The 26,124-nt window shown below is 63.7% G+C and carries 25 protein-coding genes and 1 tRNA gene; 22 read left to right on the forward strand and 4 right to left on the reverse strand.

What is annotated here, in order from left to right; genetic code table 11:
• The first annotated feature begins 53 nt into the window (after positions 1–53).
• The 4 genes from phaR to KUV82_RS08145 all read left to right on the forward strand — a co-directional run bounded on the left by phaR (position 54) and on the right by KUV82_RS08145 (position 5,130).
• Positions 54–608, forward strand: a complete 555-nt coding sequence (gene phaR, locus KUV82_RS08130; RefSeq protein WP_219953805.1) for a polyhydroxyalkanoate synthesis repressor PhaR — start codon at positions 54–56, stop codon at positions 606–608.
• Positions 609–657: 49 nt separating this feature from the next.
• Complete coding sequence (gene proS, locus KUV82_RS08135; RefSeq protein WP_219953806.1) at positions 658–2,199, forward strand: proline--tRNA ligase; 1,542 nt, start codon at positions 658–660, stop codon at positions 2,197–2,199.
• A gap of 33 nt (positions 2,200–2,232) precedes the next feature.
• The gene (gene rnr / locus KUV82_RS08140; RefSeq protein WP_219953807.1) at positions 2,233–4,563 is read left to right on the forward strand and encodes a ribonuclease R; all 2,331 of its coding nucleotides are present in this window, start codon (positions 2,233–2,235) and stop codon (positions 4,561–4,563) included.
• Positions 4,564–4,701: 138 nt separating this feature from the next.
• On the forward strand, positions 4,702–5,130 hold the full coding sequence (locus tag KUV82_RS08145) for a redoxin domain-containing protein (protein ID WP_258319685.1): 429 nt from the start codon (positions 4,702–4,704) through the stop codon (positions 5,128–5,130).
• A 4-nt stretch (positions 5,131–5,134) separates the two neighbouring features.
• On the opposite strand, the gene KUV82_RS08150 is transcribed toward KUV82_RS08145, so the two are convergent.
• Positions 5,135–5,587, reverse strand: a complete 453-nt coding sequence (locus tag KUV82_RS08150) for a universal stress protein (RefSeq protein WP_219953808.1) — start codon at positions 5,585–5,587, stop codon at positions 5,135–5,137.
• A gap of 133 nt (positions 5,588–5,720) precedes the next feature.
• Here KUV82_RS08150 and KUV82_RS08155 point away from each other — a divergent pair, with 133 nt between their 5' ends.
• From KUV82_RS08155 to KUV82_RS08190, 8 genes are all read left to right on the forward strand, one after another.
• On the forward strand, positions 5,721–7,007 hold the full coding sequence (locus KUV82_RS08155; RefSeq protein WP_219953809.1) for a pyruvate dehydrogenase complex dihydrolipoamide acetyltransferase: 1,287 nt from the start codon (positions 5,721–5,723) through the stop codon (positions 7,005–7,007).
• Between the two features lie 441 nt (positions 7,008–7,448).
• Entirely contained in the window at positions 7,449–7,832 is a 384-nt protein-coding gene (locus KUV82_RS08160) for an acyl-CoA thioesterase (protein ID WP_219956259.1), read from the forward strand.
• Positions 7,829–8,227 (forward strand): hypothetical protein, encoded by a 399-nt coding sequence (locus tag KUV82_RS08165; protein WP_219953810.1) that lies wholly within the window; start codon positions 7,829–7,831, stop codon positions 8,225–8,227. The genes KUV82_RS08160 and KUV82_RS08165 overlap by 4 nt, the downstream gene beginning before the upstream one ends.
• A gap of 24 nt (positions 8,228–8,251) precedes the next feature.
• On the forward strand, positions 8,252–9,664 hold the full coding sequence (lpdA, locus tag KUV82_RS08170; protein WP_219953811.1) for a dihydrolipoyl dehydrogenase: 1,413 nt from the start codon (positions 8,252–8,254) through the stop codon (positions 9,662–9,664).
• A gap of 32 nt (positions 9,665–9,696) precedes the next feature.
• A complete protein-coding gene (locus tag KUV82_RS08175) occupies positions 9,697–10,302 on the forward strand; it encodes a hypothetical protein (protein WP_219953812.1) in 606 nt (201 codons plus the stop codon).
• Positions 10,303–10,308: 6 nt separating this feature from the next.
• Positions 10,309–12,168, forward strand: coding sequence for a cation:proton antiporter domain-containing protein (locus KUV82_RS08180; protein WP_219953813.1), 1,860 nt, complete (start codon positions 10,309–10,311; stop codon positions 12,166–12,168).
• 1 nt (position 12,169) lies between these two features.
• On the forward strand, positions 12,170–13,096 hold the full coding sequence (locus KUV82_RS08185) for an aminotransferase class IV (protein ID WP_219953814.1): 927 nt from the start codon (positions 12,170–12,172) through the stop codon (positions 13,094–13,096).
• Positions 13,093–13,815 carry a sulfotransferase gene (locus KUV82_RS08190; RefSeq protein ID WP_258319686.1) on the forward strand — a complete coding sequence of 241 codons (723 nt, stop codon included), beginning with the start codon at positions 13,093–13,095 and terminating at the stop codon, positions 13,813–13,815. The genes KUV82_RS08185 and KUV82_RS08190 overlap by 4 nt, the downstream gene beginning before the upstream one ends.
• Before the next feature lie 24 nt (positions 13,816–13,839).
• On the opposite strand, the gene KUV82_RS08195 is transcribed toward KUV82_RS08190, so the two are convergent.
• Both KUV82_RS08195 and KUV82_RS08200 read right to left on the reverse strand, forming a co-directional pair.
• Positions 13,840–15,438 carry a sulfatase family protein gene (locus KUV82_RS08195; RefSeq protein ID WP_219953815.1) on the reverse strand — a complete coding sequence of 533 codons (1,599 nt, stop codon included), beginning with the start codon at positions 15,436–15,438 and terminating at the stop codon, positions 13,840–13,842.
• A 189-nt stretch (positions 15,439–15,627) separates the two neighbouring features.
• Positions 15,628–15,717: transfer RNA gene (locus KUV82_RS08200), tRNA-Ser, on the reverse strand.
• Positions 15,718–15,846: 129 nt separating this feature from the next.
• Between KUV82_RS08200 and KUV82_RS08205 the strand changes: the two genes are divergently transcribed.
• The 10 genes from KUV82_RS08205 to mazG all read left to right on the forward strand — a co-directional run bounded on the left by KUV82_RS08205 (position 15,847) and on the right by mazG (position 24,810).
• On the forward strand, positions 15,847–16,869 hold the full coding sequence (locus KUV82_RS08205) for a lytic murein transglycosylase (RefSeq protein ID WP_219953816.1): 1,023 nt from the start codon (positions 15,847–15,849) through the stop codon (positions 16,867–16,869).
• Entirely contained in the window at positions 16,853–17,884 is a 1,032-nt protein-coding gene (locus KUV82_RS08210; protein ID WP_219953817.1) for an SPOR domain-containing protein, read from the forward strand. The genes KUV82_RS08205 and KUV82_RS08210 overlap by 17 nt, the downstream gene beginning before the upstream one ends.
• A 36-nt stretch (positions 17,885–17,920) precedes the next feature.
• Complete coding sequence (locus tag KUV82_RS08215) at positions 17,921–19,084, forward strand: D-alanyl-D-alanine carboxypeptidase family protein (protein WP_258319687.1); 1,164 nt, start codon at positions 17,921–17,923, stop codon at positions 19,082–19,084.
• Positions 19,081–19,719 carry a dTMP kinase gene (gene tmk, locus KUV82_RS08220; protein ID WP_219953818.1) on the forward strand — a complete coding sequence of 213 codons (639 nt, stop codon included), beginning with the start codon at positions 19,081–19,083 and terminating at the stop codon, positions 19,717–19,719. The genes KUV82_RS08215 and tmk overlap by 4 nt, the downstream gene beginning before the upstream one ends.
• Entirely contained in the window at positions 19,719–20,669 is a 951-nt protein-coding gene (locus tag KUV82_RS08225) for a DNA polymerase III subunit delta' (protein ID WP_219953819.1), read from the forward strand. The genes tmk and KUV82_RS08225 overlap by 1 nt, the downstream gene beginning before the upstream one ends.
• On the forward strand, positions 20,662–22,221 hold the full coding sequence (gene metG / locus KUV82_RS08230) for a methionine--tRNA ligase (protein ID WP_219953820.1): 1,560 nt from the start codon (positions 20,662–20,664) through the stop codon (positions 22,219–22,221). Before KUV82_RS08225 ends, metG begins: the two co-directional genes overlap by 8 nt.
• Positions 22,221–22,997 (forward strand): TatD family hydrolase, encoded by a 777-nt coding sequence (locus tag KUV82_RS08235; RefSeq protein ID WP_219953821.1) that lies wholly within the window; start codon positions 22,221–22,223, stop codon positions 22,995–22,997. Before metG ends, KUV82_RS08235 begins: the two co-directional genes overlap by 1 nt.
• On the forward strand, positions 22,994–23,761 hold the full coding sequence (locus tag KUV82_RS08240) for an MBL fold metallo-hydrolase (protein ID WP_219953823.1): 768 nt from the start codon (positions 22,994–22,996) through the stop codon (positions 23,759–23,761). Before KUV82_RS08235 ends, KUV82_RS08240 begins: the two co-directional genes overlap by 4 nt.
• Positions 23,758–23,925: a hypothetical protein gene (locus tag KUV82_RS08245; protein WP_219953824.1), complete on the forward strand. Its 168-nt coding sequence runs from the start codon at positions 23,758–23,760 to the stop codon at positions 23,923–23,925. Before KUV82_RS08240 ends, KUV82_RS08245 begins: the two co-directional genes overlap by 4 nt.
• A gap of 120 nt (positions 23,926–24,045) precedes the next feature.
• Positions 24,046–24,810 carry a nucleoside triphosphate pyrophosphohydrolase gene (gene mazG, locus KUV82_RS08250; protein WP_219953825.1) on the forward strand — a complete coding sequence of 255 codons (765 nt, stop codon included), beginning with the start codon at positions 24,046–24,048 and terminating at the stop codon, positions 24,808–24,810.
• Here the strand turns inward: mazG and hflX are convergent.
• Entirely contained in the window at positions 24,807–26,111 is a 1,305-nt protein-coding gene (hflX, locus tag KUV82_RS08255) for a GTPase HflX (RefSeq protein WP_219953826.1), read from the reverse strand. The two genes, mazG and hflX, sit on opposite strands and share 4 nt — an antisense overlap.
• Positions 26,112–26,124: the final 13 nt, after the last annotated feature.

Raw genomic sequence — 26,124 nt, forward strand, 5'->3', positions numbered from 1 at the left:
CTTTGTGCGCGTGCTAAGCCTTTGCGCAACGCACAAAACGGGAGCAGGATATCATGGGTAAGCGGACCGCCGAAGGCGAACCGATCATCATCAAGAAGTACGCCAACCGGCGGCTCTACAACACCGATACCAGCAGCTACATCACCCTCGATGACCTCGCGAAAATGGTCCGCGAAAACGTCGACTTCAACGTGCTCGACGCGAAGACCGGTGACGACATCACGCACACGATCCTGACGCAGATCATCGTCGAAGAGGAAAGCCATGGCACGCAGATGCTGCCGGTCAGCTTCCTGCGCGACCTGATCAGCATGTACGGCAATTCGATGCAGGCCATGATGCCGAGCTATCTCGAAGCTAGCATGGCGAACCTTCGCAAGAACCGTGAACAGCTCCAGGCCGCCTTCGCCAAGGGGATCGAGAGCAATCCGCTGGCCAAGATGGCCGAAGCGAACTTCAAGATGATGCAGAACGCGGCCGAGGCGTTTATTCCAGGCAACCGCAAGGCGCCAACCAAGGATGCCGGCTCCGGCGCGTCCGACGAACTGGCCCAGATGCGCAAGCAGATGGCCGAAATGCAGAAGAAGCTGGACGAGCTGAGCAAATAGCGGCATCGGGCCGCCCGCTCTCTAGACCTTTTACAAGCAGGAAATACCCATGGCCCAGATCCGCCATGCCTTGAACACCAAGCGCGAAGACGATTTCGCAGCCTGGTACCAGGATGTCATCAGCGCTGCCGAAATGGCCGAGGAATCGGGCGTGCGCGGCTGCATGGTGATCCGCCCGTGGGGCTTCGGCATCTGGGAACGTATGCAGCGCCTGCTGGACGACCGGATCAAGGCGACCGGGCACGAGAACGCCTATTTCCCAATCTTCATCCCGCTCTCCAATTTCGCACGCGAGGCCGAGCATGTCGACGGTTTCGCCAAGGAAATGGCCGTGGTCACGCACCACCGGTTGATCGCCGGCAAGGACGGCGGGCTGGTGCCCGATCCCGAAGCGAAACTGGAAGAACCGCTGGTCGTTCGGCCCACCTCGGAAACGATCATCGGTGACGCGATGGCACGCTGGGTGCAGAGCTGGCGCGACCTGCCGCTCAAGCTCAACCAGTGGGCCAATGTCGTGCGCTGGGAAATGCGCACCCGCATGTTCCTGCGGACCAGCGAATTCCTCTGGCAGGAGGGCCATACCGCCCATGCCGACGAGACCGAGGCAAAGGATCACACGCTCACCATGCTCGAGGTCTACCGCGCCTTTGCGGACGAGGACCTCGCACTGGCGGTCATCCCTGGTGAAAAGCCCGAGAACGAGCGTTTCCCGGGCGCGGTCGAGACCTGGTCGATCGAAGCCATGATGCAGGACGGCAAGGCCCTGCAGGCCGGCACCAGCCACTATCTCGGCACGAATTTCGCCAAGGCCAGCGGCATCAAATACCAGAACAAGGACGGCGGCGAGAGCCTCGCGCACACTACCAGCTGGGGGGTTTCGACCCGCATGGTTGGCGGTGTCATCATGACGCATGGCGATGATGATGGCCTGCGCCTGCCGCCCAAGATTGCGCCGCAGCAAGTCGTTATCCTGCCGATGCTGCGCGACAAGCCCGAAGACGAGGCGCTGATCGACTATTGCGAGGCCCTTCGCGCAACGCTCGCCAGCCAGCACGTGCTGGGCGAACCGCTCCGCGTCCTCCTCGATACGCGCCCCGGCAAGGCCGCGCAGAAGCGCTGGGACTACGTCCGCAAGGGCGCGCCGATTATCGTCGAGGTGGGTGGCCGCGACATGGACAATGGCGTCGTCTCAATGCTGCGCCGCGACCGTCTATGGGATGCCGAAACCGGCAAGCCCGCATTCCAGAATCCGACCCGCGAAGTCGCCGGGCAGACTATTCCCGACGTGCTCGCCGACATGCAGAACGCCCTGCTGATCGAAGCTGCCGAGCGCCGCGATGCCAACATCACGCGCGGCGTGACCGAGTTTGCCGAGGTCGAGAAGCACTTCGCCGCCTCGCGCTATCCGGGCTGGGTCGAAGTTCAGTGGTCGAAGCCCACCGGCGAGGCGCTGGAAAAGGTCGTCGAGCGGCTGAAGGAACACAAGCTTACCATCCGCAACGTGCCGATGGACGCCGCACCGGTTGACGGCCCCTGCATCTTCACCGGCGAAAAGGCGGTGGAACGGATCCTGCTGGCGAAGGCATACTAGTCAGCCCGTGACATGGGGACCGCGCGTCCCCATATGGCGGGCATGACAAAACAGAACAAATTCCGGAAGCCGCAGGGGCTTCCGTCGAAAGAGAAAATACTCGAATTCATCCAGACCTCCGACACCCCCGCAGGAAAGCGCGAAATCGCCAAGGCGTTCGGGCTCAAGGGGCAGGAAAAAATCGCGCTGAAAAAGCGCCTCAAGGACATGGCCGAAGAAGGCCTGATCGACGGCAAGCGCACCGCCTATCACCGCATGGGCGGCGTGCCCAAGGTGACCGTGCTCAAGATCGTCGCGATCGAGGACGGCGAGCCGGTTGCAGAGCCGGAGAACTGGTCGCCCGACAGCAAGGAAAAGCCACCTCGCCTGATAGTGAAGGAAAGCAAGAAGATGGCTGCGCTCAAGCGCGGCGATCGTATCCTTGCTCGCAACGAGGAAACCGAGCGCGGCTGGCGCGCGACCCCGATCAAGAAACTGCCCGCACGCACCGAAGGCCTGATGGGTGTCGTCGAGAAGGACGGCAGCGGCAATTACTGGCTCGCCCCCGTCGACAAGCGCGTGCGCGATAGTGCGCCCATCGGCGATGTCGGCGAGGCGCAGGAAGGCGAACTCGTCCTGGCCGAGCGCATGGGCAAATCCGCCCGCTCCAAGGTTAAGGTTGTCGAGGTCATCGGCGACCCGCTGGCGCCCAAGGCCTTCAGCCTTATCGCCATCGCCAAGCACGGCATCCCGCATGTCTTCCCCCAGGAAACGATTGCCGAGGCCGAACGGGCGGTCGACCTGCCGCTATCGCCCGACCACCGCGAAGACCTGCGCGACGTGCCCATCGTCGCCATCGACCCTGCCGATGCGCGCGACCACGACGATGCGATCTGGGCCGAGCCTGATGGCAAGGGCGGTTACCGCGCGATTATCGCGATTGCCGACGTGAGCTATTATGTCCGCCCCGGCGGCGCGCTCGACCGTGAGGCGAGGAAGCGCGGCAATTCGGTCTATTTCCCCGACCGCGTTGTGCCGATGCTGCCCGAGGTGCTGAGCGCCGATGTCTGCAGCCTCAAGCAGGACGTCGACCGCGCGGCCATGGCCTGTCACATCCGCATCGACGCGGAAGGCAAGGTCAGCGACTGGCGCTTCACCCGCGCCATCGTCCGGCTGGCGAAGAACATCGCTTACGAGGACGCGCAGGCAGCCATCGATGCCGGCGATGCGCCCGAATACCTGCAGAACCTGTGGGGCGCGTGGAAGCTGCTCTTCAAGGCACGACAGGCGCGCGATCCGCTCGATCTCGAACTGCCCGAGCGGCAGGTGCGCCTCAACGACGAGGGCGTGATCGAGGAAATCGCCGTGCGCGAACGGCTCGATGCACACCGCGTAGTCGAGGATTTCATGATCGCCGCCAATGTCGCGGCGGCCAAGGCGCTCGAAGCCAAGGCCGCGCCGGTCGTCTACCGCATTCACGAGACGCCGAGCCGGGAAAAGCTGCTCGCTTTCAAGGAATACCTCGCCAGCCAGGGCAAGAAATTCGCCATGGGCCAGGTCATCACGCCGGGCCTGTTCAACCGCATGCTCAAGGACATTGCCGATCCGGCGGAAAAGGCGCTGATCATGGAGGCGGTTCTGCGCAGTCAGACGCAGGCCTATTACGGACCGGCCAATGCGGGCCACTTCGGCCTCTCGCTAGGCTCCTATGCGCACTTCACCTCGCCGATCCGACGCTATGCCGACCTGCTGGTCCACCGCGCGCTGGTCGATGCCTACAAGCTCGAACAGCCCAACCCCAAGATCGACCTGCCGGAAGGCTCGGGCCTGTCCGACCGTGACAAGACCGCGCTCAGCCAGATCACCGATGCCATCAGCCAGACCGAGCGCCGTGCGATGGAAGCTGAACGCGACACGATCGACCGCTATGTCGCCGCATGGCTCTCGGGCCGCGTGGGCGAGACCTTCGACACGCGGATCACGGGCGTTCAGGGCTTCGGCTTTTTCGCCACCATCGAGAAGCTTGGCGGCGACGGGCTGGTCCCGGTCAGCACGCTGGGCCGCGAGTATTTCAGCTATGATGAGAAAGCGCAGAAGCTCGTCGGTGAGAGCAGCGGCACGGAATTCGCCGTGGGCGATCGCCTGAAGCTCAAGCTCGCCGAAGCCAACGCGCTTACGGGGGCGCTCAAGTTCGAGGTGCCCGACAGCGATGGTTCGGGCATCGAGCCGCGCGGCAACCGCGCCGCGCCGAAGAAGCGCAGCCACCAGAAGCGCGGGCCGAAAAAGGGACCCAAGAAAGGGACCGGCGCACCGCGTCAGGCGCACGCCCAGGGCAAGCGCGGACGGCCGGGTAACATCCGCCACCAAGGGCGAAAGAAGAAGTAACGGAACGCAGGCGAGGCACCGGGCATTGGCTGGGTAAAGGAGAAACCATGACCCAGCTCGTACCCGGCCAGCCCGTCCCAGACCTCGACCTTCCGCTCACCATCGATGCGCGCTTCGAATTGTCGAAGCAGTCGCCCGATGCCTTCACCATGCTGGTCTTCTATCGCGGCAAGCTGTCCGATCTGCAAGAAGTACCTCGAAGAGCTGTCGGGCAAACTCGGCAAGTTCACCGATAAGGGCATCAACGTCTTCGCCGTATCGATGGACAGCCCCGAGCGCGCGGCCGTAAGCCATGAGGAATGGGACACGGGCGATGTGCCTCTGGCCCACTCGATGAGCGAAGAGAAGGCCCGCGAATGGGGCCTCTACATCAGCCAGAAGCGCGACGGCAGCCAGGAGCCGGAAACCTTCTCCGAACCCGGCCTGTTCCTCGTGAAGCCCGACGGCACGCTACATTTCGCGGTTGTGCAGAACGCACCATTCACGCGGCCCGATCTCGACGATCTGCTAAGCGGGCTGACCTACACGCTCGAACACGACTACCCGACGCGCGGCACGCTGACCTGATCGGTCAGGCGAGCGCGTCGATCTGCTCGCGCCCCAGGCTGCCCGGCACCAGGTAGAGTGGGCAGGGCAGGCTGCTTGCGTTGCCCGCAAAATGGGTGACGAGCGGTCCGGAATTGCCTTCCGCGCTCGTCGCCAGCACCAGCGCGGCGATGTTGCCGTGTTCCTCGATGTACTTGCGGATCACGTCGGCCGGCGGACCGGGGCGTACGGCGATCGTGGGCATCTTGCCCATTTCGCCGAAAATATTGCCCGCTGCCGAATTGGCCATCACCTCGGCCCGCTCGCGCGCTTCCTGCTCGATCGTTGCCTGTACGCCGCCAAAGGCGTTGAAGGTCTGCTGCGGCACGAGCGCAAGGATATGCACCGATCCGCCGGTCTTGCTCGCCCGCAGCGAGGCGAAGCGCAGCGCCTGCTTGGCTTCGTCGGTCTCGTCCATGACGACAAGGTAAGTTCGCATTGTGGCTCCCCGGCTCCCGTGCACGGGGACTATCCGGTAATTCGTATTCTGCGCAAGGACCTTGCGAGCCGCGCGCCTTTTCGCCAGAGGTGCGAGCGAACTCACTCCCCAGCGAGGACGTAACGTCACAGCCATGCCCACGCCGATCAAGATGCCCGCCCTGTCGCCCACCATGGAGGAGGGCACGCTCGCCAAATGGCTGGTGAAGCCCGGGGACACGGTCAGCGCCGGCGACATCATGGCCGAGATCGAGACCGACAAGGCGACGATGGAATTCGAAGCGGTCGACGAAGGCACGATTGCCTCGATCGCCGTCGAAGAGGGCACCGAAGGCGTGAAGGTCGGTACGGTCATTGCGATGCTCGCCGAAGAGGGCGAAGACCTCGACGAAGCCGCCGCAGCAGCTCCGGCTGGCGACACTCCGGCCGAAGCGCCCAAGGCGGAAGATGCCCCGGCGGCCGCTCCCGCACCGGTTCTGGCTCCCGCTCCGACGCCGGCCACTGCGCCCGCTTCTTCGGGCGACCGCATCATTGCCTCGCCGCTCGCCAAGCGGATTGCCGAACAGAAGGGTATCGATCTGTCCGGTGTGACGGGCAGCGGCCCCAACGGCCGTATCGTGAAGGCCGATGTAGAAAACGCACAGCCGGGTGCCGCGCCCGCCAAGGCCGAGGCAGCTGCACCCGCGCCGAGCGCTCCTGCCAAGCCGGCAACAATGGGCGGCGATCTGGACGCGCCGTACGAAGCGCAGAAGCTCAACAATGTCCGCAAGGTCATCGCGCGCCGCCTGACCGAAGCGAAGCAGACCATCCCGCACATCTACCTCACCGTGGACGTGCGCCTCGACGCGCTGCTCAAGCTGCGCAGCGAACTCAACAAGAGCCTCGAGGCGGACGGCATCAAGCTGTCGGTCAACGACCTGCTGATCAAGGCGCAGGCCCGCGCGTTGCAGCGCGTGCCGCTGTGCAATGTCAGCTTCCAGGGCGACGAGCTTTACCAGTACACGCGCGAGGATATCTCGGTCGCCGTGGCCGCGCCTTCGGGCCTGATCACGCCGATCATCCGCGATGCGGGCCGCAAGGGCCTCGCGCAGATCAGCACCGAGATGAAGGAGCTTGCAGGCAAGGCGCGCGACGGCAAGCTGCAGCCGCATGAATTTCAGGGCGGCACCGCCTCTCTGTCCAACCTCGGCATGTTCGGCACCAAGCAGTTCGATGCGGTGATCAACCCGCCGCAGGCGATGATCCTCGCGGTCGGCGCGGGCGAGCAGCGTCCGCACGTAATCGACGGCGCACTGGGCATCGCCACCGTGATGAGCGCCACCGGCAGCTTCGACCACCGCGCCATCGACGGCGCGGACGGCGCGCAGTTCATGCAGGCCTTCCAGCAACTGGTGGAGAACCCGATGGGGCTGGTGGTTTAATGCCCGGCCGCATCAAGTATCCTCCATATGCGGCGCAGCCAGCGTCACCGTTGTCTCCACACAACAATGAAATCGTAGATGGTGATGCAAAGCGCGACCAACTCTACGATCGTCAGTGGCGGATAAACAAAAACAACAGTGAACGCAGTCTCGCTGGGCGCGATGACCACGGTTGGGAGCGAACAATTTGGAATGCCCTAAACGGCTTCTTTCAGCCCGGCTCATGGCAACACACAGTGGATCGAGAGACTGGCTCTAGAGTATTTCGGCTTGTGGACGCTCCGATAAACGTGTTCTGTGAGACAGAGGTCCATGCTCAAATTCTCTGCTCGAGAATTGGCGAAGGTTTTACCATCAAAGTGTCGAAATCTCATAGTGACCGAAATTCATTAGGGATTTTGGAGGGGATAATCGGCGATTTACTTGTCCGACTGCGCAATGATGCCTGACCGCTCACCCCTTATCCGCGTGACCGCCATGCCGACCGACCTCAATCCCTATGGCGGGGTGTTCGGCGGATGGTTGATGAGCCAGATGGCGCTTGGCGCGGGGTCGCTTGCGAGCCGCGAGGGGAAGGGCAAGGCGGTGGTTGTCTCGGCGACCGACTTCGCCTTTCCCGGCGCGATGCAGGTGGGCGACGAACTCTCGGTCTATTGCGAGATCGCGGCGAGGGGCAACACCTCGCTCACCATCAGTGCCGAAGCCATTGCCCGCGAACGCAATGGCGAGGCCGAGACCAAGGTCGCGCAGGGCACGTTCAAATTCGTGCTGCTCGACGAAAACAACCGACCACGCGCCGTCGCCGCAGGGGCAGGCGCTGCATGATCGCCGCGCTGCTTCTTTCGCTCGGCACGGTCAGCGGTCCGCCCGCTCCCGAAACGCTCGAGTATCCCGCAGCGCGCGCGCCGATGATCGGTCTCGACGGGCCCAGCCTCGATGCCTGCGGCGGGCTTGGCCGGGTGGGCGGAATGTACCGCCAGCAGGTAATCCGCGACGCGCCGGACGAGGCCGCGCGCACCAGCGACACGCTCACAGAAAGCACGCTCGTGTGGCTCTGCGAGGCGGAAGGCGACTGGCAGGGCGTGGTCTATGCGAGCGGCGATTTCCAGGACAGCGGGGATTGCCGGGTGAGCAGTCCCATCGCCGAACCGCGCGCATACGACGGACCGTGCCGCGCCGGCTGGGTGCTGGCGAAAGATGTAGAATTTCTCGCCGGGTAAGCGGCGAACCATTTCGGAGTTATCATGGCTGACAAGTACGACGTCATCGTTCTCGGTTCCGGTCCCGGCGGGTATGTCGCGGCGATCCGCTGCGCGCAGCTGGGGCTGAAGACCGCCATCGTCGAACGCGAACTGCTCGGCGGTATCTGTTTGAACTGGGGCTGCATCCCGACCAAGGCGCTGCTGCGCTCGGCAGAGATCCTGCATTACGCCCAGCATGCGAGCGATTACGGCCTGAAGATCGCGGGCAAGATCGAGGCGGACCTTGAAGCGGTGGTGAAGCGCAGCCGCGGCGTGGCGAAGCAATTGAATCAGGGCGTCACGCACCTGATGAAGAAGAACAAGATCACGGTGCACATGGGCGAGGGCATGCTGACCGGCCCGACCAGCCTGACCGTGAAGGGCGATAAGGGCGAAGAGAAGCTCGAGGCCAAGCACGTGATCGTCGCCACCGGCGCACGCGCCCGCGACCTTCCGTTTGCTCCGGCTGACGGCAAGCGTGTCTGGACCTATCGCCACGCAATGACCCCGCCGGAAATGCCGAAGAAGCTGCTCGTCATCGGCTCGGGCGCGATCGGCATCGAGTTCGCCAGCTTCTACAACGACATGGGCTGCGATGTGACCGTGGTCGAGATGCTCGACCGCATCGTGCCGGTGGAGGACAAGGACGTCTCCGCCTTCCTCGAAAAGAGTCTGACGAAGCAGGGCATGACCATCATGACCGGTGCGGGTGTGGAAGACCTCAAGGTCACGGGCAGCGGCGTGAAGGCCAAGATCAAGGACAGCAAAGGCAAGGTCTCCGAAACCGAGTTCACCCACTGCATCACCGCCATCGGCATCGTGCCCAACACCGAGAATGTGGGCCTCGAAAAGCTGGTCGAAATGGACCGCGGCTTCATCCAGATCGACGATTATGGCCGCACCAAGTCCAAGGGCCTGTGGGCCATCGGCGACTGCACCCCCGGCCCCTGGCTGGCGCACAAGGCGAGCCACGAGGGCGTCACCACCGCCGAGGCCATCGCGCAGGAGCTTGGCGTAAAGGGCCTCCACCCGCACCCGCTCGACCGCAACAACATCCCGGGCTGCACCTACTGCCACCCGCAGATCGCCAGCGTCGGCATGACCGAAGCCAAGGCGAAGGAAGCGGGATACGAGGTGAAGGCCGGCACCTTCCCCTTCATCGGCAACGGCAAGGCGATCGCGCTGGGTGAAGCGGAAGGTTTCGTGAAGACCGTGTTCGACGCCAAGACCGGCGAACTGCTGGGCGCGCACATGGTCGGCGCGGAAGTGACCGAGATGATCCAGGGCTTCGTAGTGGGCAAGACGCTGGAGACCACGGAAGCCGAGCTCATGCAGACCGTCTTCCCGCACCCCACCATCAGCGAAAGCATGCACGAGAGCGTGCTTGCGAGTTACGGGCGGGCGCTGCATATCTGATCGCAGAACACGAACGGGGAGGGGGAAGCGCAATGACCGATGTGAGAGTGGCCTTCCCCGAACCTTGCGGCGAACAATGGGACCAGATGGCCCCGCGCGGATGCAACCGGCACTGCGCGGCCTGCGATACCGAGATCCATGACCTGGCCGCGCTCACTGCCGATGAGATCGAAGCGCTCGCCAACAGCGGCGAGAAAGTATGCGTGCGCGCCCATGTGGCCGAAGACGGCACGGTTGCGACCCGCAGCGCTTCGTCATCGGGCAAGCGCCGGGTGGTGGCGGCTGCGGTAGGCGCGTCGCTAAGCCTCGCAGCCTGCCAGACCGCAGGCGAACCGCGCGTGACGCCTCTCTACACCGTGTCGGGCAGTTTCGGCTGGGGAACCGGCGACCGCACTGTCACTCTCACGCGCTGGGACGGACAGAGCGAAACCAAGCGCGTGCAACCCCGCCGCGAGTTTCACTTCGGCAATCTCCACGAAGGATCCTACGTACTGCGGCTGGAAAGCGGGTGCGCCGATCCGATCGTCCAGGAAATCGAAGTTGGCCCGGCGCATATCAATGTCGGCGAGGTCAACTTCGATAGCGAGTGCATCATCGTGGGTGTCATGCAGCCCGCTGCACGCAGCTGGCGCGGGTAACGCTTCATGACAAGCTTTCTGATCCTTGCCTTCCTTATTCTGATTGCCGGGGTGGTTGCGGTCCCGCTTGCGAGCCGCTTCGGCCTCGGCTCGGTGCTCGGCTACCTTCTCGCCGGCATGGCCATCAGCCCGCTGCTCGCGCGCTTCGATGTCGATGTCGAAGCGCTGCAGGTCTTTGCCGAGTTCGGCGTGGTGATGATGCTCTTCATCATTGGTCTCGAAATGGAGCCGAAGCGCCTGTGGGAGATGCGCGGCAAGCTCGCCGGGCTGGGCGGGGGGCAGGTCCTGCTCACCACCGCCATCATCACCGCCATTGCGCTGATCGATCAGCAACCCTGGCAGACGGCGCTGGCCATCGGCATGGTCCTGGCGCTCAGCTCTACTGCCATCATTGTCCAGACCCTCACCGAAAAAGGCCTGCTCAACACTGAAGGGGGCGAGGCGAGCTTTTCCGTCCTGCTGGTGCAGGATGTGGCGGTCATCCCGATCCTTGCCTTGCTGCCCCTGCTCGCCATGCCCGAACTGGCCAGCATGGCGGCCGGCCACGGCGGCGACGGGGCACACGGGGGAATCGACCTGACGTCCCACATGCCTGGATGGCTGGCCGGCCTCACCCGCATCGGGGCGGTAGCTGCCGTGATTGCTATCGGCATCTACGCGATCCGTCCGTTGTTCCGTTACATCGCCGCAGCCAATCTTCGCGAGCTGTTCACTGCCGCCGCGCTGGCCGTGGTGATCGGCATAGCGCTGCTCATGTCGCTAGTGGGACTTTCCCCCGCGCTGGGCGCTTTCGTCGCGGGCGTGGTGCTCGCCACCAGCGAATACCGCCATGAGCTTGAAAGCGACATCAACCCCTTCAAGGGGCTGCTGCTCGGCCTGTTTTTCATCACCGTTGGCGCAGGCATCGACTTTGCCCTCGCGTCCGAAATCTGGCCGCAAGTGGTCTTTTGGGCTGCGGTGACGATCTCGGCCAAGCTGGCAGTCCTGTTTGCGGTCGGCTGGTTCTACGGCCTGCGCCGCCAGGCCCTTTGGCTGTTCTGCCTTAGCCTGCCGCAAGCCGGCGAGTTCGCCTTCGTGCTGATTGCCTTTGCGGTTGCCAATGCGGTGTTCGACCCGGCCTTCGCGGACCTGCTGCTGCTGATCGTCGCGCTGACCATGCTGGTCACGCCCCTGCTGTTCATTCTCTACGACAAGCTTATCGCCAAGGCCTATTGCACCGGTCAGGCGCCGGACGAGGCCGACACAATCGATGAGGAGAACCCGATCATCATCGCCGGGCGCGGCCGCGTCGGCGGGATCATCGACCGCATGCTCGACGCTGCCGGGCACCGCGCGACGGTGATCGACTACAACAGCCAGCACCTCGCGAACCTGCAGAAATTCGGCATCAAGACCTACTATGGCGATGCGACCCGGCCCGATCTTCTCGCCAGCGCCGGGATCGACCGGGCGCGCATCCTGGTGGTGGCTCTCGACGAACGCGAACAGATCGACAAGCTGGTGAAATACGCCTGCGACACCTTCCCCAAGTTGCACGTGATCGCCCGCGCAAAGGACCGCGATCACGTCTACCACCTCTGGGCAATGGGCTGCCGCGACATCATCCGGGAAACCTACGATGGTGCGCTGAGAATGGGCCGCTCTGTCTACGAAGCGCTCGGCCACGACCGGCAGGCCGCGATCGCCATGGTCGATGCGTGGGAGGAAATGGACCGCACTTCGATGCGCGAGATTGCCGACGTCTACCGCCTCGACATGCCGGCCTACCAAAACGAGGACCTCCTCGCCAAGATCCGCGAGCTCAAGGCCGAGTGGGATCCCAAGCTGCGCGATGCGATGGACGAAATTGCCTCACGGGGAAAATAGCATGGCTCAGGGTACGCATCTCTACGTTCCCGACGACCGCAACGCGTCGGTCATCATCGATATCAACGGCGAGCACTTCCCGCGGCCCGAAGCCATGATCAGCGTGTTCGACAGCGGCTTCATGCTGGGCGACGGGGTCTGGGAGGGCATCCGTCTTCACCATGGCCGCCTGGCCTTCCTTGATCGCCATCTCGACCGCCTGTGGCGCGGCGCCAAGGCGATCCACATGGATATCGGCATCACACGCGAAGAGCTCGAACGGCGGCTCTACGCCGTGCTCGATGCGAATGGCATGGATGGGGAGGGCGTGCACATCCGCCTGATGGTGACGCGCGGCATCCGCTCGACGCCCTATCAGGACCCGCGCGTGGTTGTGACGCCGGCAACAATCGTCATCATTCCCGAATGGAAGGAACCGGCGCCCGAAACCGCCACGCGGATGCTTTCACTGGCAACAGTCCACGTGAGGCGCGGTTATCCCGACGTGCAGGACCCGATGTTGAACTCACACAGCAAGCTCAATTGCATCACCGCCTGCATCCAGGCGGCGCAGGCCGGTGCGGATGAGGGCCTCATGCTCGACCCGCATGGCTTTGTCGCGACCTGCAACTCGACCCATTTCTTTATCGCCCGCGATGGCGAGATCTGGACATCGAGCGGGGATTATTGCCTCGACGGCATAACGCGCGGAGCGGTGATCGAAGTGGCGCGTGAGGCGGGCATCCCGGTCCATGAGCGCAATTTTTCGCTGACCCATGTCTATGGCGCGGACGAAGCCTTTACCACGGGCACCTTTGCCGGGGTTGCCCCGGTAGGTTCTGTCGACGGGCGCGTTCTCGGCACCGAACGCGGCCCGATGGTCGAACGCCTTCAGGACCTCTACCTCGACCTGCTTGCGCGCGATGTGAAGGGCAGGGGCCGGCCGTGACGATCCGGATCGCCATGTGGTCGGGCCCGCGCAACATCTCGACCGCGATGATGCGCAGTTTCGGATCGCGGCCAGACTGCGCGGTTTCGGACGAGCCGTTCTATGGCGCCTTCCTCAAGGCCACTGGAGAGCCGCACCCTATGGCGGCCGAAACGATTGCCGACATGGAATGCGACTGGCACGCGGTCCTGGCGACGCAATCGGGCGAGCCTGGGGGCGGCGAGCCGATCTGGTACCAGAAACATATGCCCCACCACATGGTCGGGCCGGTCTCGATCGAGGACATGCCCGAACACCGCCACGCCTTCCTGATCCGCGCACCCGAGCGCGTCGTGGCAAGCTACCAGAAGAAGAACGAACTGCGCCGGGCCGAGATGCTCGGTTTTGCGCAGGTCCGCCGCTATTTCGAAGCGGAGGCGGAACGGCTTGGTTCAGTGCCCCCGGTGATCGATTCCGACGCGGTCCTGGCCGATCCGGAAGGCGTGCTCTCGCGCCTATGCGCCGCACTCGGCATCGCCTGGGATCCGGCGATGCTGACCTGGACCAAAGGGCCGCAAAAGGAAGACGGCGTCTGGGGCGCGCACTGGTACGACAAGGTGAACGCATCGACCGGCTTCGGGCCGCCGCTTGGCGATCTGCCAACATTGGAGGGCGAGTACGTCTCCGTCGCCGCTCAATGCCGCACGGACTATGAAGCCTTGGCGCAGCACGCCTTGTAGAAGCGTGCTGCGCGCGCAGCCAGCTTACTGCGTAAACTCTCCGAACTCGCCCGGCAGGGTGCGAACATAGCCGCGAACCTGGCTCTTCATCGAAGACAGGCGATCCGCGTAAGCAGGGTCAGCCGCGAGATTGCGCTGCTCGGTCCGGTCGCTCGGCAGGTGGTAGAGCTGATCAGCGTCGAAATAGTGGCGGTAGCGCTGAGCGTAGTCGCGTTCGAACCGATAACCGCCGCGATAGGGCGAGATATGGTAGAGCGGCGAACTAGCGTTCTTGTGCCACGCCGACAGCACATAGGGCGAATGCCGCAGGGCGATGTACTTCCACCCATCATCGCGCAGTACGCCGCGCGTGTAGCCGAGATTGAAGAAGATCTCGTCGCGGTTCTCCGCGGTCTTGTCCTCAAGCAGATTGGCCTGGCTGACCCCATCGAGAGCCGGAGGCGTTACTTCGGCCAGTTCGAGGATGGTGGGCATGAGATCGATGTTCGCCACAAGACTGTCGGAAAAGCCGCGGGCAAGGGAATCGCGCCAGATCATCGCCGATGTCCGGGTCCCGCCATCGTAGATCGTGCCTTTGCCTTCCTTGCCGTGGTCACTGATGATGATGACCGTCGTGTCCTTGCCCAAATTGGCATCTTTCACCTTGGTCATGATCGCGTCGATCACATCGTCCACCCACAGGAAATTCTCCTTGCCGAAGAAGCCACGCGTGTTGACTCGCTCGCCCAGGCTTTCACGCGACGGAAGGACATCGGGCGCGGTGTCGAGGTAGCCGAATGGCGTGGCCAAGGGATCGGCCTGCCATGACCCTGCTGGCTCGTACGGACCATGCGGGACGGTCAGTGCGACATAAAGGAAGAACTTCTCGTCGACGTTGCGATCGATGAAGTTGAGCGCACCCTGCGCCAGCCAGTCGAGATTGTGAACCCGCAGTTCCTTGACCGGCAATTCCGACGGGTTGGTCGGATAAACGCTTTCCACCTCGTCGAAACCGACGCCGCGGATGAAGGCCTCGATTTTCTCTTTGTTCGCAAGCAGCTGCTCGGCGACGCCCGCGTCATTGATCGAAGCACCTTGGGGGATGTCGACGAAGCCAAGCTTGTCGACGACATGGTCCTTGCCCACGAAGCCCGTCTTATAGCCACTGGCCTGCAAGACCGATCCAATAGTCTGTTCGCGCGCCATGATGAACGTGTTGAATTCTGGCGTTGCCATCCCTTCGCGATTGAACCGTTCCATGAACTTTTCGTTCTGGGCGCGGCTGGCGTGCTTGCCGGTCAGCAGGGAATAGCGGCTCGGCGTGCAGATCGGCGAAGTGGTGTGGAAATTGCGGAGCAACAGCCCCTGACGCGCCATTTCGTCAAAGGCGGGCGTGTACACGTCCGAGTTCGCGAAATGGTAGAAATTGGTGTTCTCGATCGAGAGGTCATCGATCGATATGATGATGAAATTCTCTCCCGCAGGCCGGGTTGGCGTCGGCGTCGGGGTTGGCGTCGGTGTAGGTGTTGGTGTGGGCGAGGGGGCTGGTCCCTGAACCGGCGGCGCGGAGGTGCCTCCTCCACTGTCACCACCACCGCAGCCTGCAAGAGCCACCGCGGCCACCGCACTTAACAAAAGACGCATTTTTTGATTGCCCTGATTCGATCCTGTTCAACCTTTTAGGCAAAAACTGCGGCTCGTAACCAGTGATATCGCACTTTTACTTGGGCATAGTAGTGTCATATACCTGAAACATTGCGAAGACCCGGCGAAAGCGCCGGCCGATACCAGTCCGCACTTTCGGGACAGAGCTAGAAATTGGTGGGGGTCCGCTGGCGGAGAGGGTGGGATTCGAACCCACGAAGGGCTTGCACCCTTGCCGGTTTTCAAGACCGGTGCATTCAACCGCTCTGCCACCTCTCCGCACGAGCGCGGCGGCTAGCTACCGGCAACCGCAGGATTTGTCACGCCCAAGCGCGTTCTCATGCAAATCCTTGCACGAAAACGGCGAATGACACTTGCTGTTCAGCTTGTCTCTGCGACAATTGGCGCATGATCAAACGCTCTCTTCTCGCCGCGCTTGCTGCGCTCTCCCTCTCCATTCCCGCTGTCCCGGCACAGGCTCAGGGGGAATTGAGCTTCGATGCCTACCTCCAGCTCCTCATCGCACGCGCCCGTGCCGAGGGGGTAAGCGAAAGCACGCTCAACCGGATGACCGCAGGGCTCACGCCGCACTACCGTGTGATCGAGCTGGACCGCCAGCAGCCCGGCACTCCCACCAGCTCGGGCTACCCGCCGCTTGCGCCCTACATCTCCCGCCATGTCGACAGTGCCCGCATCAGTGGCGGACAGCGCGCGTTCCGAAACTATTCCGGGACGATCCGGGCCGTGGAGCGCGAGTATGGTGTACCCGGTGAAATCATCGTCGCCATCTGGGGGCATGAAACCGCCTATGGCGCGGTGAAGGGCGGTTTCGATCTCTCGCGCGCCCTCGCAACGCTTGCCTGGGAAGGGCGCCGCCGCGACCTGTTTGCGGGCGAATGGGTCGCTCTCATGAAAGTGGCGGACAAGGGCTACTCGCGCGACGAACTGGTCGGTAGCTGGGCCGGCGCTTTCGGCAACCCGCAGTTCCTGCCTTCGGTCTACCTGCGCCTTGCAGCCGACGGGAATGGAGACGGCCGCGCCGATATCATGAACAGCGGCGCTGACGCTCTTGCGTCGATTGCCAACTATTTCCGCGATTCGGGCTGGCGCACCGGACTGCCCTGGGGCGTGGGCGCCTATGTGCCTGCCGGCTTCGATGTCGACGCCTACAAGACCGAGATCATCCCGCCCTCGTGCCGCCGAGTCCACGAACGGCACAGCGTCTACAAGACCGTGCGCGAATGGCGCGAGCTGGGTGTACAGCCGCAACGCGCGATAGACGAGGACACGCTGGTCACGCTGTTCCAGCCCGATGGGCCCGGCACATCGGCGTGGCTGTTAACGTCGAATTATCGGGTCATTCTCGAGTATAACTGCTCGAACTATTACGCGATGAGTGTGGGGCTGCTGGCGGATGAAATTGCAAACTAAGGCGAAGATCGCGACCCTGACTGGTCTGGGCTCTCTGGCGCTCGGTGCGTGCGCCACCAGCGCGCAGACGCTTCCTGCACCGGCTGCCCGCTCCATCGAAAACGGTCCTGCCGCCGATTACCCGGTGGTTGTCGGAGATCCCTTCACGATCGACGGCGTGACGTACACGCCCCTCGACACGATGAACTACGACCAGGTCGGCTATGCGACGCTCGATGTCGAAGGCGGCACGGGCGTGACCGGTGCGCACCGGACCTTGCCCTTGCCAAGCTATGTCGAAGTGACTTCGCTGGATACTGGCCGGACCGTTCTTGTTCGTCTCGAACGCCGCGGGCCAATGACCAATGATCGCCTGATTGCACTGTCGCCCGGCGCTATCGCGCAGCTCGGTGTAATGCAGGGCGCGCCCATCCGAATGCGGCGGGTCAATCCACCCGAGGAAGATCGCGCGCGGCTTCGCGCAGGGCGCGAGGCGCCGGCCCGGATGGACACGCCGGCCGGTTTGCTCGAAGTATTGAAGCGGCGCCTGCCCGAACGCGGTTCGGCTTCGCTGGCCGATCCCCGGCAGGCACAGGTAAGCGGCGCGGTACCCACAGAAGGCGCCATTGCAACACTCGATCCCAACGAGGAAGCCATGCTGCCAACGGAACCAGATGAGCCCGTTACGCCCGCAGTACCGCCGTCGGCACCGGAAGAGGTCGAATTGGAGCCGGTCGCAACCGACCGTCCGGTCCTGCGACCCGAGCTGCCCATGGCTGTCGAAGGCGGGCCTGAACGCGCCCCGCTTATGGTCCCGCAGGATACCGATGGAAGGTTCGCCGTCCAACTCGGGGCGTTTTCGGTCCGCGCGAACGCAGATCGCCTTGCCCGCGAAGTGCAGGGGAACGTCGAAAACAGCGGGCGTCTGTGGCTGGTCAGGGTCGGCCCCTACGCAACCCGTGGACAGGCCGAGCAGGCGCTCGCAATGCTCCGCCAGCGTGGCTATACCGACGCGCTGATACGTACCATCGATTGATACGCCGGGCCTTTCGTGCACGGCACGGGAGCCCACTTGCGGACCATCCTTAAAACCCTGGCGATTGGCGCCGCGGCCCTGATCACCGCTCCCCTTGCAGCGCAGGGAGCGGACAAGCCGCGCGTCCCCACCGCTGAAGAGGCGCCGATTGCCTATCTCCTCGATGCCTCCAGCGGCCAGGTCCTCTTCGCGCGCGAGGCCGACCGGCGCTTCATGCCGGCCTCCATCACCAAGGTGATGACGACTTTCCTCGCTTTCGAATGGATGGAAGAGGGACGCCTCTTTCCAGAGCAGGTCTTCGGCGTCCGCCCCGCCACGTTCGCGGAATGGAATCGCAAGGGATCGACCATGTTCCTGCCTGCCGATGCACGCGTGACCGTCGACGACCTGCTGCATGGGATCACCACCGTTTCGGCCAACGATGGCGCAATCGTTCTGGCTGAAGGGGCCGCCGGCTCGCTCGAAGACTGGCTCGCGGCCATGAACGCGAAGGCGCGCGAAATCGGGATGGGCAATTCGCACTTCGGGACGCCCAACGGCTGGATGGACGAAGGTCGCACCTTCACCACCGCGCATGACCTCGGGCTGCTTGGCCGCGCCCTGGTGACGCGCCATCCCAGCAAGTACCGCCATTTCGTGGGTGCGCGGGCCTTTGCCTACAACGGTATCGAGCAGCGCAACTACGATCCCATTTCCGGGGTCGTGCCCGGGGCCGATGGCATCAAGACGGGCTTCACGAACCAGGCCGGCTTCGGTTTCCTTGGTTCGGCAGCCCGCGATGGGCGACGTCTCGTCATGGTCGTCGCCGGAAGCCCGGGTCAGCGCGCGCGCGACCGCGCCTCACGCAGCCTGATCGAATGGGGATTTTCGGCGTTCGACAGCCTGACCCTGTTCCCCGCCGACACGCCGATCGGCACAGCGCGCATACAGGGCGGCGCGGACGCACGGGTCGCGCTCGTTGCGCCCCGGCCAGTGTCGATCGCCATACCCGCGGGAGATGCGCAGCCCGAGATTTCACTCGCCCTCCGCTATGAAGGCCCCTTGCGCGCGCCTGTCGCCCAAGGCGAGGAGGTTGCCGAACTGGTGGTCACCATCGAAGGTATGCCCGAACACAGGGTCCCCCTGCGCGCCGCCGAAGCGGTGGGCGAAGCGGGCGTTCTGCAACGTGTTGCCAACGCCTTCAGGAGCTGGGTCTCGTGAGCCGCGGCGCGTTCATCGCCTTCGAGGGCGGGGAGGGCATGGGGAAATCGACCCAGGCGCGCCTGCTGGCCGAACGGCTCGAAGCCGAGGGGCTGCGGGTCGAACTGACGCGCGAACCTGGCGGCACTCCGGGCGCTGAGGCCATTCGCGAACTCCTGCTGGCGCCGCCGGGCGAGGGCTGGACGCTTGAGGCCGAGGCGCTCCTGTTTGCCGCGGCCCGCGCCGATCACGTCGCGCGCCGCATCGAACCCGCGCTTTCGTCAGGGGCATGGGTCATTTGCGACCGTTTCCTCGATTCGAGCCGCGCCTATCAGGGCCTTGCCGGTGGTCTGGGCGACGAGCGGGTTCGCGCGCTCCACGATGTCGGAAGCGCCGGATTGCTGCCCGACCTCACCATCGTCATCGACGCGCCCGCGACCGATGTCGCCCAACGTCTAGCGGCGCGGGACGGCGATGCGAGCGATGCAATCGGCGGCCGTGCGGAAGACTATCACCAATCGGTCAACGCCGCCTTCCTGGAGTTTGCCAAGCAGGAGCCCGACAGGTTCCGCGTAATCGACGGGCTGGGGTCCATCGAAGAGGTGCACGCCCGGGTTCTCGAAGCGGTCGCTCCCTTGCTGGAAGGGCGGGTCTGATGCTGCTGGGCCACGAGAACGCCTGGCGCGAATGGCGCACGGCGCTTGGCGGGGATCGAATGCATCACGCCTGGCTGCTGGCCGGGCGGCGCGGCGTGGGGAAGGGGAGCTTCGCCCTTGCTGCAGCCCGCGAGCTTGTCGGCGCCTCTCCCTCCGATGACAGCGAGCATCATCCGGACATCATCACGCTCACTTACGGTCCCAAGGACGACAAGGAGGAGCGCAAACGGGCGGACGGTAAGCCCTTCGAGCTCGCCCGCAGCATCCGCATCGCCCAAATCCGCGCGATGCAGGCCCGGCTCAGCACGCGGCCGACGATGGGCGACAAGCGCGCAATCATTATCGATCCGTCAGACGATCTGGAACGCAACGCCGCCAACGCGCTGCTCAAGAGCCTGGAGGAACCCCCGGCCGGGACTTACTTCCTGCTTGTAGCGCACAGCCCAGCGCGCCTCCTGCCGACCATCCGTTCGCGCTGCCGCGTGCTGCGCTTCCCGACAGTCACCGACGGGGAGATGGACCGGCTGCTGCGCGAACTCTCGCCCAATGCCGACGACGCGACGCGCGCTGCCGCAATCGCGGCGGCCGCCGGCTCGCCGGGTGCCGCAGTGCAGTTTGTCGATATGGAGCTGGGCAAGGTATCGCAAGGAATGCGGGACATCCTCGAGCGCGGAGATCCCGACTTCCAGTTGCGCGGAACGCTGGCCGGGCTGATCGGTGCGCGGCCCGACCGCGAGCGTATCCGGGCGGTTCTGGAACTGGCCCGATCGGTCGTGGCCGAACGGCTCGACAGGGTCTCCGACCCGCGCCCGGTGATCGACGCGCACAGTGAGCTGGTCCGCCTCGCAGGCGAACAGCCCACCTACAACTTCGATGCCGGACTGCTCGCGATGGAAATAGGCACCTTGCTCGCCAACGCCGCTAAGGCTAGCGAGCGAGCCAATGTCTGATCCCTATTACCTGACCACCGCGATCCACTATCCCAACGGCAAGCCGCATATCGGCCATGCCTACGAGACGATCGCCGCCGATGTCATCGCGCGCTTCCAACGCCTACGCGGGCGCGATGTGCGCTTCCAGACTGGCACCGACGAACACGGCCTCAAGATGGCGCAGAAAGCGCGCGACCTGGGCAAGACCCCGCGCGAGCTGGCCGATGAAATGTCGGGCTATTTCCGCGACCTCTTCGATGTCCTGAACATCTCCTACGACCGCTTCATCCGTACGACCGACGAAGACCACCACCGCGCGAGCCAGGCCATTTGGGAAGCCATGGCAGCCAAGGGCGATCTCTACCTCGATCGGTACGAGGGATGGTACTCGGTCCGCGACGAAGCCTATTACGACGAGAAAGAACTGGTCGAAGGTGAGGGGGGCGAAAAGCTCTCGCCGCAGGGCACGCCGGTGGAATGGACCGAGGAAGAAACCTGGTTCTTCCGCCTGTCGAAATACGCCGAACCGCTGCTCGAGCTGCTCAACACGCCCGGCTTCCTCGAACCGGCGAGCCGCCGCAACGAGATGGTCGCCTTCGTGGAACGCGGCCTTCAGGACCTATCGGTCAGCCGCACGAGCTTTGACTGGGGCGTGAAGGTGCCCGGCAGCGACGGGCATGTCATGTATGTCTGGGTCGACGCGCTGACTAACTACATCACCGGCCTCGGCTATCCCGATGGCGGGGAGATGTGGGACAAGTTCTGGCCCGCCGACCTGCACCTCATCGGCAAGGATATCGTTCGCTTTCACACGATCTACTGGCCCGCCTTCCTGATGAGCGCGGACCTGCCGCTGCCCAAGAAGGTGTTCGGACACGGCTTCCTGCTCAACCGCGGGGTCAAGGAATCGAAGTCGCTCGGCAATGTGACCGATCCGATGGAACTGGCCGAGCGCTTCGGGGTCGATGCCCTGCGCTACTTCCTGCTCGCCGAAGTAACCTTCGGGCAGGACGGCAGCTATTCGGCAGAAGCTCTTGTAAATAAAGTGAATGCCGAGCTTGCAAACAGCTTCGGAAACCTTGCGCAGCGCACGCTTTCCATGATCGCCAAGAACATGGATGGCGCGCTGGAGGACTTCGAACCGGCCGCCGACGACAAGGCGCTGCTCGCCACCGTGCACGAAGCCTGCGCCGATATACTCCCGCGCGAATTCGACAATCTAGCGTTCTCGGTCGGGATCGAAGCCTGGCTCAAGGCCGTTTATGCCTGCAATGCCTATGTCGACGAACAGGCGCCCTGGGCGCTCAAGAAAACCGATCCGGACCGCATGAAGGCCGTGCTGCAGACGCTCTTCATCGCCATTCGCGACCTTGCGATCGCAATCCAGCCCGTGGTGCCGGAGAAGGCTGCCTCGGTCCTCGATCAGCTTGGCGTACCGGCTGACAAGCGCGCCTATGCCGACCTGTCCGATACGGGCTGGTTCAAGGCGCTCGCCGCAGCCGGACACACGATCGACAAGCCGACGCCGGTTTTCCCGCGCCTTGAGCTTCCTGAAGAAGAGGTAGCCTGATGCTCGTCGATAGCCATTGCCATCTTGAGTACGAAGGGCTCGTCGAAGATCAGGGCGAGGTGCTCGACCGTGCGCGCGGGGCAGGGGTGCAGGCCTTCCTCAACATCTCGACCAAGCGCGCCGAATGGGGCCAGGTCGTTGGCACCGCGCAAGCCAAGGCGGATGTCTTCGCCAGCGTCGGCATTCACCCGCACCACGCCGACCAGCACCAGGATCTGACGCGCGAGGAGCTGCTGGAGGCGACCCGCGATCCCAAGGTCATCGGGATCGGCGAAACGGGGCTCGACTACTATTACGATCACTCGGACCGCGAGGCGCAAAAGCGCCTGTTCCGCCTGCACATCGATGTGGCGCGCGAAGTCCAGCTGCCGGTCATTATCCATACGCGCGATGCGGAGGACGACACGCTGGCGATCCTTACCGAAGAGATGGAGAAGGGCGCATTTCCCGCGCTGATCCACTGCTTCACCGCCTCGGCTGAGTTTGGTCAACGGGTACTGGAACTGGGCCTTTCGGTCTCGATTTCGGGTATCGTCACTTTCAAGAACGCCAAGGAACTGCAGGAATTCGCTCGCGAAATTCCGCGTGAGCGCCTGCTGGTCGAAACCGACAGCCCATTCCTTGCACCCGTGCCGCACCGGGGCAAGACCTGCGAGCCGGGCTTCGTGCGCGACACCGCACAATTCCTCGCCGGTCTGCGCGGTGATGAGCTGGATACGCTCGCGGGCTACACCACCGAAAACTTCTATCGCCTGTTCTCCAAGGCCGCCGCGTGAAGCTGCTGATGCTCGGATCGGGCACCTCGACCGGGGTGCCGCGGATCGGCAACGACTGGGGCGAATGCGACCCGGCCGAGCCGCGCAACCGGCGCAGCCGCGTTTCGATCATTGTCGAGAACGACGCTGGCCAGCGGATCCTGGTCGACACTTCGACCGATCTGCGAGCCCAGTTGCTGGCCAATGGCATCGCCAAGGTCGACGCGGTGTTCTGGACCCACGACCACGCCGACCATTGTCACGGGATCGATGACTTGCGCGTGATGCGGTACGATCGCAGCAATCCCCTGCCGGGCTTCGCCAACACGGTAACCTGCCAGAACCTGCGACGCCGGTTCGATTATATTTTCGAAGGTCAGCATGGCTATCCGACGCTCATGAACCTCAAAAATGTTTTGGATGTTCAGCTAGTTGCAGGATTCTCCTTCGAGTTCGTCGAGATGCCGCATGGCCCGGTGACCAGCACGGGTTTCCGTTTCGAGGCAGACGGGAAATCCATCGTCTACGCGACCGACTTCAGCGAGATCACGCCGAAGATGGTCAAATGCTTCGATCGGGCCGACATCCTGGTCGTGGATTGCCTGCGCCGCAAACCGCATCCCACACACGCCAATCTCGACTTGGCGCTTGAACTGTCGCGCAAGGCCAAGGTCAGGCACACGGTCTTGACGCATATGGACAAGAGCATGGATTATCGCAGCCTGTGCAACGAAGTGCCGAAAGGCGTTACCGTGGGCTACGATGGGCTGGAGATGCGGGCATGAACGAATACCAGATCGTCTCGCTGATCTCGCTGACCGGCTTCCTGATCATGATCGCCTTCGGTTTCCGTTCGCACAATGTGGGCTGGAAGAAGGGTCTCTACATGGCGGGAGCCTGGGCCGGGATCTTCGCGATTGTGATCCTTTTCATCGATCTGGTGCGCTGATTGGCCCCTTCGGGATAACCCGTCATTTAACATAATATATATTATCATTCGCTATTCCCAGCGGGGATTGAGGGACCCGGCGCCTTTCCGACGACGCCCCTCTCGCGCTATTTAGTTGTCATGACCCAACAAACCGACCGGCTGCTCTCAATCATGGCGCGCTTGCGCGATCCCGAAACGGGTTGCGAATGGGATACCGCGCAAAGCTTCGCCACGATCGCTCCGTACACGATCGAGGAAGCTTACGAGGTCGCGGACGCCATCGAACGTTCCGACATGAACGATCTGCGCGGCGAACTCGGCGATCTGCTGTTCCAGGTCGTGTTCCACGCGCGAATGGCCGAGGAAGCCGGCGATTTCACCTATGAAGACGTCGCGCGCACGATCTCCGACAAGATGGAAGCGCGCCATCCGCACATATTCGGCGACGAAGGCGGCGTGATGGAAGATGGCCGCTGGGAAGACCTCAAGGCCGCCGAACGCGCCGCTGGTGGTGCGACCAGCACGATGGACGGCGTCGCGGCAGCGCTCCCGGCCTTGCTACGCTCGGAGAAGCTGCAGAAACGTGCGGCCCGCGTGGGGTTCGAGTGGCACGACACCAAGGGCCCCCTGGAGAAACTGCGCGAGGAACTCGGGGAACTGGAAGCCGCACAAACCGAGGAAGAACGCCTGATGGAGGCAGGCGATGTGCTGTTCGTCGCCGTCAACATCGTGCGGCGCTACGGTGTCGACGCAGAGCAGGCTCTCCGTGCATCCAACGCGAAATTCGAAACCCGTTTCCGCAAGATGGAAGAGCTCGCTTCGGCCGACGGAGAGGTGTTCTCCGAACTCGATCTCAATCGGCAGGAAAGCTATTGGCAGCGCGCCAAACGCGCCACTTACTAGGCCATCGCTTCGAACTGGCCGAGCTCTTTCGGGTTCAGCCGCACGGTGATGGAACGCAGCGCCGGGTCGTCACCGGCCGGAACGTCCTCGATCACTTCGCCATGCGCGTGCAGCCAGGCAATCCGGCGCCCGTCGCTTACCGGGACTTCGAACGTCTGTAGCGTCGCGTTGCGGGTCAGCATGTCGCCAAGCCGGTCGAGCAGGCTCGCCACGCCATCGCCGCTGATGGCAGACGTCGCCACGATATCGTCGCTGCCCTCCACCAGCGGAGTAAGTTCTTCTGCCCGCTCGTGCGAAAGCTGGTCCCACTTGTTCCATACCTCGAGAATGGGGATCGACGAGACCTCGGCCACCCCCTCCCCGTCGATCACGCCGAGATCGCGCAGCACCTCGAGCACCTGCGCCTTCTGCGCCCCGCTCGACGGGTTCGAGATATCGCGCACGTGGCAGATGACATCGGCCGAGGTCACTTCCTCCAACGTCGCCCGGAAAGCTGCGACGAGCTGGGTCGGAAGGTCCGAAATGAAGCCTACCGTATCCGAGAGGATCGCCTTTTCGACCCCAGGCAAGGCAATCGCTCGCATCGTGGGATCGAGCGTTGCGAACAGCAGGTCTTCCGCCATCACCCCTGCCCCCGTGAGGTGGTTGAACAGCGTCGACTTGCCCGCGTTGGTGTAGCCCACCAGGGCAACCACCGGCCAAGGCGCGCGTTCGCGCCGTTCGCGGTGCAGGCCGCGCGTCTTGCGGACCTGCTCGAGCTCCTTGCGGAGGCGGCCCATGCGCTGGCGGATCATCCGTCGGTCGGCCTCGATCTGGGTTTCCCCCGGCCCGCCGAGGAAACCGAAGCCGCCGCGCTGGCGTTCGAGGTGGGTCCAGCTGCGCACAAGGCGGCTTTGCTGGTAATCGAGATGCGCGAGTTCGACCTGCAGGCGGCCTTCGGCGGTCGCCGCGCGCTCTCCGAAAATCTCGAGGATCAGGCCGGTCCTGTCGATGACCTTGCGCGCCAGCTTCTCTTCCAGATTGCGCTGCTGGATCGGAGTGAGCGCGCCATCGACAACGACCAGCTCCGCTTCGTTCTGTTCGCAGGCAATGCGGATATTCTCGACCTGGCCGGCGCCGAACAGCAGATTCGGCCGCACATCACGCACCGGGAGAACGAAGCTGTCCGCAATGACAATCCCGATTGCGAGCGCCAGGCCCTCGGCTTCCGCCAGGCGCGAGCCTGCGTCGAGGTCGTAGGCGACCCCGCGAATGTCCGGGCACACGACAAGGGCCCGCGCACCGCGCGAGACCTCGCCCATCAAATCGTCATCG

The sequence above is a fragment of the Qipengyuania flava genome, assembly GCF_019448255.1.
In the GTDB taxonomy this organism is placed as follows: Bacteria; Pseudomonadota; Alphaproteobacteria; order Sphingomonadales; family Sphingomonadaceae; genus Qipengyuania; species Qipengyuania flava_A.